Here is an 8,145-nt window from a genome sequence, read left to right as displayed (position 1 = left end):
TTCTTTGCATTTAAACAAGAAAAAGTAGCTCTAAATACCTCTGTTTTATTGGATTTGCAATTTTTCAGCAAGCCCTATTTAACCCTCCTTAACTAAAAAAAAACCGCAACTACAACTGATCCCTTCAAGACCAGTACTGCAATTGCGGTTTTAATTCTTAACAAACAATGTTTTATTACTCGATCACTATCGTTTTATTATCAACTCCCAAGCCTATTATCTTTAATGATTTCCACTGTCTTGGCAATAATCCTTTATTGTACTTCAAACCCTGATCTGTTTGTTCTACACCACCAAATCCATAAATTACCGCTTGTAACATTGCTCCTGCCCCAGTTGCAAAATAAGGATTGTTACTATTAGCCGACTCAGAGAATACGCCAAAAGGAGGACGACTATTCGGCATATATGATTTCACAAAATAACTATACGCTTTTTCCCTATCGCCCAATCGAGCATACAAAACAGATAAAACACCAGATGCCATCGCTGGACCATCTTTTGGATCAATCTTAGCGGCATAATATTCCAAATCTTTTTCAATTTGTTTTTTATTTGTAATTACGTGCAATGGGTAAGCTAATAAATTCACATCAGCTTGTTTGATCATTTGCCCGTTATATCCCCTATAATTTTGAGTTATTCCATTTTTAGAATGAATTACTAAATGTTCTGAAACATCAATCCATCTTGCATCAACAGGTTCTCCAAGAATTGTAGCGGCTTTAACTGTATTCTTTAAAGACTCAATTGCAGATGCATTGGTAAAAGCATTATCGTCTATATGTTGCGCATATTCATCCGCCCCAACAACATTTAGAATCGAATAACTACCGTCTTGATTTTTAATCACTCTGCTAACCCAGAAATCTGCTGTCTCTTTCAATACATTCCATTCTTTCTTTAACCAAGTTTTATCTTGCGTATAGGTATAGTAATTCCAAAATGCTATCGACACATCAGCTGTAATATGTTGTTCGAAAATACCTGTCAATGCCCATGTTGTGGTTGCTTCTTCTCCCGTGTCATCTGACTCCCAAGGAAACATCGCTCCTTTATATCCATAAACAGTTGCTTTTTGTTTTGCTTTCTGCAAACGATCAGATCGATAATCCAAGCATGATTTGGCCATATCTGGCTGTAAAGCTAAAAGTGTTGGATACATCCAAAGTTCAGCATCCCAAAAAATATGCCCATTATAACCCTGAGAAGTCAATCCCATCGGAGCAACGCTTTGCCTGGTTTCTGGACGAATAAATGAATACAAGTTGTACAAAGCAAAACGCACTCTTTGTTGTGCATCGAGATCTCCTTCAATTTGTATATCTCCTGTTTTCCACAATTCGGCCCAAGCGTTCTTATGTTTGTCTACTAATTTATCAATTCCTTCTTGCAAAGCATATATTGGTTGTCTTTCGGATTCATTTAAAGGATCGGTAAAATCCTTTGAAGTACAAATTCCACCTGCAATTGCAAAACGATATTTTTTTCCTTTTAAAAGTTTTTTCGAAAAACCTACTTCATTCCCCGTTTGCTTTAACGTTTCATTTTGTCCGTCGAACAAAAATGTAGTTGATGCGGATACAATATATTTACCAAATAAGGTTTTCGCAGTTGTACCAAAAACTGGCATCAAATATTGATTGTCTTTTAACACTCGAAACTGACTCTTGGCTTCTTTTAATTCATCAGGCACAACCATATAATTATTCGCTATTATTTCTACATCCTTTTTAGGAGTAATTTCTACAATAGCCATCGCTGAATATGGAATTGCTCTATTGGCCAAAATGGTATAATCAACAGAAACCAAATCTTTAAATGCAAACGAAGTAGTGCTCGTCCCTTCTTTCATTGAAACAACCTGACTCCAATTATCGATATTATCTGATTTTATTTCTTGGTTATTAACCGACAAATGAAGATTTAAAAATTCGATTCCCCTAACTATCCTACTGATACCATTTTCAGGACTACCTTCATAAACTCCATTTAAAATAATTTCTTTTGTTTTCAAGGGAGTGTCATCAGTAACAATCCCTATTTGACCATTGGCCATAGCCACGCCATAATAGTTTGCTCTTGAATTGGCATACAAATGCCATTCATCCGACTTGGTTTGTCCAAAAACAATTGGACTTACTAAAAGCAGTATTAAAAAAACCTTCTTATATAAAATCATGATATTTCATTTTAATATTCTCTCAAACTTAGATAATTAATTAGATATAATCTCAAAAGAGCTTACCGATAACGTTTTCGGGATTTCGAAAACGTTATCGATTTATAACAAAGTATTTAATTCAGTAAAAATCTTAATTTTATCCTAAATAAAGTAAAATCAACAAAAAAATGAATACAAAAATATATAAAATATTATTTTTTAGCATATTATTAATAGTATTAACATTCTATTCTTGCAGCAAAAAAACAGAAAATAACACTATAACTGTAGATTCTAATGTTAAAATAGCAGTAGACTCTACAAAAACCAACAAAGAACCGTACCGTCCACAATTTCATTTTACTCCAGAAAAAAAATGGATGAACGACCCTAATGGATTGGTTTATTACAAGGGACTTTACCATTTATTTTATCAATACTATCCAGATGATATTGTTTGGGGACCGATGCATTGGGGACATGCTACGAGTAAAGATTTAATTCATTGGGAACATCAAAAAATTGCTCTATTCCCTGATAAATTGGGACTCATTTTCTCAGGAAGTGCAGTAGTCGATATAAAAAACACTTCCGGTTTAGGCACAGCCGAAAATCCTCCTATGATTGCCATTTTTACTTACCATAATATGGACGGCGAAAAAGCAGGTCGAAAAGATTATCAAACACAAGGTCTAGCTTATAGTCTAGATGAAGGTGATACTTGGCTGAAGTACACAGGGAATCCAATTATAAAAAACAGTACTCAAAAAGATTTTAGAGACCCGAAAGCATTTTGGAACTCAGAAACTAATCTTTGGAACCTTGTTTTAGTAGCTGGGGATCATGCACAATTTTACACCTCTAAAAATTTAATAAACTGGGAATATCAAAGTGAATTTGGTAAAAACGTAGGAGCTCACGGAGGCGTATGGGAATGCCCTGATATCTTCAAATTAAAAGTTGGTAATTCTAATGAAGAAAAATGGGTATTACTAATTAGCATCAATCCTGGTGCGCCAAACGGTGGTTCAGGAACACAATATTTTGTAGGCGATTATGATGGCAAACGTTTTACAACCGATCAAAAAGACATTAAATGGATTGATAACGGCTCTGATAACTATGCTGGAGTGACCTACAACAATACTCCTGATGACAAACGAGTTTTTATAGGCTGGATGAGCAACTGGAGTTACGCAAGAGATACGCCAACTAAAAATTGGAGAAGCGCCATGACTTTACCAAGAGAACTCTCTCTTGACAAAGTAAACAACGATTATGTACTAAAAAACAAACCTGTACTACAGCTAGAAAAACAATTAAAGAATGAATATTCGAATGAATCAATGACTTTGACCGCAAATAAAAAAGCAGTTATTAATTATGATAATTTTAATCAATCTCAAGTACAATTAGCATCAGAAAATAAAGATTTAAAAATGGTTTTTTCAAATGATGCAAAAGACTCATTAATCATTGAGTACAATGCCAAACAAAAAGTATTTGCAATAGACCGCCGTCATTCTGGACTTGTAAACTTCGAACAAAGCTTTGGAAAAGAAATTCATAAAACCGCAGTCCCAAATATCGTTTCAAATACAGTTGACTTCCAAATCATCCTAGATTGGTCATCCATTGAAATCTTCCTAAACGGCGGTGTATACAGCTTTACAGAGCAAATATTCCCTAATAAACCCTATACCAAACTAACCATTTTATCTACTGAAGATCAAGAATTAAAAAACATCTCCATTCAATATATAAATGGAATTTGGAATGCACCTTAAAACAAGTAAATTTACTAATTCCTTAATCAATGGTTAAAAAACACCCTTTTTATTGCCGAAAAAGAAGGGGCGAACCCAAAAATTTCAAATGCACAAGTAAATAAGTTTATGAATCCAGTTTAAATGGGAAAAGGTCTCAAAACCTCACTAGTTATTACACCAATATTTATGAATTCTTATCGAAAAGAAAGAGATATTGCCTGATATTTTGAAAATACCAGTAATAGCAAACATATACTTGGTTTTGGTCTGACTAAGAATACAAAAATGTTTTAGGAGCTACTCCTTTGAATCTAGGAGCAACGGATAACTCCCTCTTTTTTTTGACACACAAAATATGTTATCTAAATCTGGTTTTATATCCTGCAAAACATAAAACAACTTCAAATTATCACTCCCATTTCGCCCCATTATCATGTAACTAAATTAATTTCAACAAAAAAACATCCCTAAACACTAAAACTGAGCAACTGTTAATTTTCAACTAACTGTTTGTTTGAAAACTCATTTACGATAAATAAATTGTAGATTTGTTTTCAAACAGACAGTTTTTTTTATCCTAAATAATCCTGAAATCCATTCATGAAAGAAGCTACTCTCAAACAAATTGCTACACAATTAGGCGTGTCTATAACGACTGTTTCTAAAGCATTGAAGGATTACCCAGATGTAAGTGAAAAAACTAAAAAAGCAATTGTAGACCTTGCAATTAAACTAAACTATACTCCAAATAGTTTTGCAGTAAACTTACGAACAAAAGAGTCCAGAATCATTGGTGTTATTGTCCCTACAGTTGATTACAACTTTTTTTCTAAGGTTTTCAAAGGTGTTTTAGCGGAAGCGGAAAAAAGAAAATACCAAGTTATTATTTTGCGTTCTAATGAAAAATTAGAGATAGAAAAAAAGCAAATCGAACTATTATTAAACAAACGAGTTGACGGAATAATAATGTCTCTTTCAAATGAAACAGGAGATTTCAATCACATAAAAAACATCATTTCAAACAATACACCTTTAGTTTTATTTGATAAAATTGCCAAACTGGTTGATTGCTCAAAAGTAGCTATTAATGATCGAAAAGCAGCTTATGATGCTGTGACCTTCTTAATCAAGAAAGGACATAAAAAAATTGCGCATTTTAGAGGATCCTATATGCCACAAAATGCCATCGATCGTTTTTTAGGATACAAAAAAGCACTTGAAGACCATCATATTATTTACGATCCTGCCTTAGTTTATTTGTGTGACAACAACACCGACTTTGAAGACGGATACTCAAATGCCAAAAAAGCAGTTCTAGACCACCCAGACCTTGATGCAATCTTTGCAGTGACTGATCTTGTTGCAGTAGGTGTTATTAAGTACCTCAATGACCAAAATATAAAAATGCCCGATACGATTGCTGTTTTTGGATTTTGTAATTCGTTTATGTCTGAGATCACAACGCCAAAACTGACAACAATAGATCAACCAGGATTTGGAATCGGAAATCGCGCTGCTGCTATTTTATTTGATGAAATCGATCTAAAAAAGAAAAACAAACCAGTAACCTTTCAATCCATTGAATTAGAAACTACCATAATAGAAAGAGATTCTGCATAATAGTTAATAAAAAAAGCCAATCTCTTCTGTTTTTATAGAAAAGGACAAGAATAATTCCACTTATCCAATAAATAAAAAGACTGTAGGCTACGGCGATACGTTTCAGCAAAAAAATGAATACCTTGGCTTAATCTAACACATAGATTCACTGCTACAAACCAGCAAAAAAACCAACATACTACCAGAAACCATGTCCATGAAAGACGTCACTCTTAAAGAAATTGCGAAAAAACTGGGGATATCAATAACTACAGTATCTAAAGCTTTGAAAAACTATCCTGATGTTAGTGAAAAAACAAAGGCAGCCGTCAATGAACTTTGCCAAAAGCTACACTACACTCCCAATAGTTTTGCTGTCAACTTAAGAACCAAGGAATCAAAAACCATCGGTTTGATCATTCCCGAAGTTATGCATCACTTTTTTTCGAATATTATTAATGCCATTATAGATGAAGCCGAAAAAAAAGGGTACCTCGTTATCATTTTACAATCAAATGAATCTTTAGAGTTAGAAAAAAATCAAATTGAATTACTGATCAATAAAAGAGTTGACGGCATACTATTATCGCTTTCAAAAGAATCAAACAATGATGCACACATTCAGGAAGTGATCAACCGAAAAATTCCCTTAGTAATGTTTGATCGAATAGCCAAACTTTCTAATTGTTCTAAAGTGATTATTGATGATCAAAAAGCAGCATTTGATGCTGTTCAACATCTAATAGACAAAGGCTGCAAAAAAATAGCTCATTTTAGAGGTCCTCTAAACCCCCAAATTTCTATTGATCGCTACATTGGCTATAAAAAAGCATTAGAAAAAAACAACATCACTTTTGACTCAAAATTAATTTATACCTGCGAAGACATTACCTTTCAAGAAGGCATCGATTATGCGAGACTAATGATCGAAGAACATCCAGATGTAGACGGAATATTTGCCATTACTGATCTTGTTGCCGTAGGTGCAATGTCTTATTTTAATGAGGTAAAGATTAAAGTCCCCGAACAAATAAAAATAATAGGTTTTAGTAATTGGTTTATGTCTCAGGTTGTAACCCCAAAACTCAGCACAGTAGAACAACCTAGCACGGAGATGGGACTCGCAGCATTTGCCCTTTTACTAGAAGAGATGAATTGCCATAGAGATAATCTTCCTTTCACACCAAGAACTGTAGTTTTACCCACAGAATTACTTGTAAGAGAATCTACTTAAAAGAGTATATTCCTTCCTGTCCCAATCCCATTAATAAATTCCGATTGCACGGTTATAAGCGAATACAAAAACACTAATTCTTTGAGTAAAAAACTAGCTAAACTAGAATATCTATCAAAAAAAAAGGCATGATTTCTGCCATGTTTTTAATGAAAAAAGACCTTTATTACCGTTATTAAATAATTAGTTAAACATCAAAAACAGGACGCTATTAAAATAAAAATCAATATCTTGGTAAATAAAATTTTTAGTTTTATTAACTCAAAGCAAGCCAACGATTAGATTACTCAACGTTAATCTTGACAAATTACATTGTTATTACACCCCAAAACCATTAGATCAGAAGTTCATGAAAGACATAACACTAAAAGAAATCGCTACAAAATTAGGAATATCGATTACCACGGTGTCTAAAGCCTTGAAGGATTACCCCGATGTGAGTGAAAAAACCAAAAAAGCGGTTACAGCGCTCGCTCAGGAGCTACATTACACACCAAATAGCTTTGCTGTAAACCTAAGAACTAAAGAGTCCAAAACGATAGGACTAATTATTCCTGAAGTGATGCACCATTTTTTTTCGAATGTGATTAATGCTATCATAGACGAAGCCGAAAAAAATGGTTACCTTGTTATCATATTACAATCTAATGAATCATTGTCTTTAGAGAAAAAACAAGTAGAACTACTGATTAACAAAAGAGTAGATGTTATCTTAATTTCTCTTTCGAATGAATCCAATAATGATGAACATATTCAAGAAATAATCAACAGAAACATACCGTTTGTTATGTTTGATAAAATTTCTAAATTATCAAAATGTTCCAAAGTTGTTATTGACGATCAAAAAGCAGCATTTAATGCGGTACAACATTTGATCGATAATGGATGTCGAAAAATTGCACATCTTCGTGGACCTTTGAACCCGCAAAACTCCATTGATCGCTACATTGGGTACAAAAAAGCATTAGAAAAAAACAACATTCCCTATGACTCAAAACTTGTCTATACTTGTGAAAACGTAACCTTTCAAGAAGGAATTGATTATGCGAAGCAAGTCATGGAGGAGCATCCAGATGTTGATGGAATATTTGCCATTACAGATCTAGTAGCCGTAGGGGTTTTATCTTATTTCAACGATCATCAAATCAAAGTGCCAGAACAGGTTAAAATAATAGGTTTTAGCAACTGGTTTATGTCACAAGTGCTTACTCCAAAACTAAGCACTGTAGATCAACCTAGTAATGAAATGGGAATTACCTCATTTAACTTATTGTTGGAAGAAATGAATTGCCATAAAAATGAAACGGAATTTACGCCTAGAACAGTAGAATTACAAACTAAGGTCATCATAAGAGAATCATCGATTAAAAAAGAATAAA

Annotated in this window: 5 protein-coding genes; 4 read left to right on the top strand and 1 reads right to left on the bottom strand. The window is 33.5% G+C overall.

The features are described from left to right. Positions 1–175: 175 nt before the first annotated feature. A complete protein-coding gene (locus H8R24_RS11890) occupies positions 176–2,182 on the bottom strand; it encodes a glycoside hydrolase family 65 protein (RefSeq protein WP_187019324.1) in 2,007 nt (668 codons plus the stop codon). 170 nt (positions 2,183–2,352) lie between these two features. Between H8R24_RS11890 and H8R24_RS11885 the strand changes: the two genes are divergently transcribed. The 4 genes from H8R24_RS11885 to H8R24_RS11870 all read left to right on the top strand — a co-directional run bounded on the left by H8R24_RS11885 (position 2,353) and on the right by H8R24_RS11870 (position 8,144). Continuing rightward, complete coding sequence (locus H8R24_RS11885; protein WP_187019322.1) at positions 2,353–3,951, top strand: glycoside hydrolase family 32 protein; 1,599 nt, start codon at positions 2,353–2,355, stop codon at positions 3,949–3,951. Between the two features lie 582 nt (positions 3,952–4,533). After that, positions 4,534–5,553 (top strand): LacI family DNA-binding transcriptional regulator, encoded by a 1,020-nt coding sequence (locus H8R24_RS11880; RefSeq protein ID WP_187019320.1) that lies wholly within the window; start codon positions 4,534–4,536, stop codon positions 5,551–5,553. A gap of 196 nt (positions 5,554–5,749) precedes the next feature. Continuing rightward, positions 5,750–6,766: a LacI family DNA-binding transcriptional regulator gene (locus H8R24_RS11875; RefSeq protein WP_187019318.1), complete on the top strand. Its 1,017-nt coding sequence runs from the start codon at positions 5,750–5,752 to the stop codon at positions 6,764–6,766. 349 nt (positions 6,767–7,115) lie between these two features. Then, the gene (locus H8R24_RS11870) at positions 7,116–8,144 is read left to right on the top strand and encodes a LacI family DNA-binding transcriptional regulator (RefSeq protein WP_187019316.1); all 1,029 of its coding nucleotides are present in this window, start codon (positions 7,116–7,118) and stop codon (positions 8,142–8,144) included. The last annotated feature ends 1 nt before the right edge of the window (position 8,145 follow it).

It is taken from the genome of Flavobacterium muglaense (genome assembly GCF_014305155.1).
Taxonomy (GTDB): domain Bacteria; phylum Bacteroidota; class Bacteroidia; order Flavobacteriales; family Flavobacteriaceae; genus Flavobacterium; species Flavobacterium muglaense.
This window is presented reverse-complemented; position numbering and strand designations above follow the sequence as displayed.

Coding starts and splice junctions, on each gene's coding strand:
- H8R24_RS11890 (WP_187019324.1), bottom strand. CDS start 2,182: ATGATTTTATATAAGAAGGTTTTTTTAATACTGCTTTTAGTAAGTCCA.
- H8R24_RS11885 (WP_187019322.1), top strand. CDS start 2,353: ATGAATACAAAAATATATAAAATATTATTTTTTAGCATATTATTAATA.
- H8R24_RS11880 (WP_187019320.1), top strand. CDS start 4,534: ATGAAAGAAGCTACTCTCAAACAAATTGCTACACAATTAGGCGTGTCT.
- H8R24_RS11875 (WP_187019318.1), top strand. CDS start 5,750: ATGAAAGACGTCACTCTTAAAGAAATTGCGAAAAAACTGGGGATATCA.
- H8R24_RS11870 (WP_187019316.1), top strand. CDS start 7,116: ATGAAAGACATAACACTAAAAGAAATCGCTACAAAATTAGGAATATCG.